Origin of the sequence: Micromonospora sp. AMSO12t (assembly GCF_008806585.1) — a bacterium.
Lineage (GTDB): Bacteria > Actinomycetota > Actinomycetes > Mycobacteriales > Micromonosporaceae > Micromonospora > Micromonospora reichwaldensis.
Map to the genome: position 1 here is coordinate 1 of NZ_WAAS01000570.1, position 607 is coordinate 607.

The 607-nt window shown below is 73.1% G+C and carries 1 protein-coding gene; it reads left to right on the forward strand.

Going from position 1 to position 607, the window contains the following annotated elements; genetic code table 11:
* Positions 1-153: 153 nt before the first annotated feature.
* A partial coding sequence (locus F6X68_RS33000; RefSeq protein ID WP_192581663.1) for a cellulose binding domain-containing protein occupies positions 154-607 on the forward strand: 454 nt, incomplete at its 3' end.

Below are 607 nucleotides of genomic sequence, written 5' to 3' on the forward strand. Positions count from 1 at the left end.
GGCGTCGACGATCGGGCACCGACCCGCCACCCGGCGTCACGGGCGCCGGGACGCGACGGGGAAGTCCGGCCCGAACGCCTGGACAATTACAGTTAACAATCCTAATAATTGTGCATCCGTCGATCCGACGGCCCTCGTACCCGGGAGGTCCGGATGCGTCGCCCTGCCCGAAACCTGCTGCTGGCCGCCGTCGCGGCCCTCGCCACCGTCACCGCCACCACGCTGACCCTCGCCGCGCCGGCCCAGGCCGCCGGCCCGACCGCCACCTTCGTCAAGACCGCCGACTGGGGCACCGGATGGGAGGGCCGCTACACCGTCACCAACGGCGGCCCGGCCACCATCACCGGCTGGCAGGTGGCCTTCACCCTGCCCGCGGGCACCACGCTCGGCTCCTACTGGGACGCCACCGTCAGCAGCGTCGGCCAGCGGCACACCTTCACCAACCGCTCCTGGAACGGCACCGTGGCCCCCGGCGCCTCGGTGTCGTTCGGCTTCCTGGCCACCGGCTCCGGTTCCCCCACCAACTGCACGCTCAACGGCGCGCCCTGCTCGGGCGGCACGCCCACCACCCCGCCGACCACGGCACCGCCCACGACCGCTCCGCCGA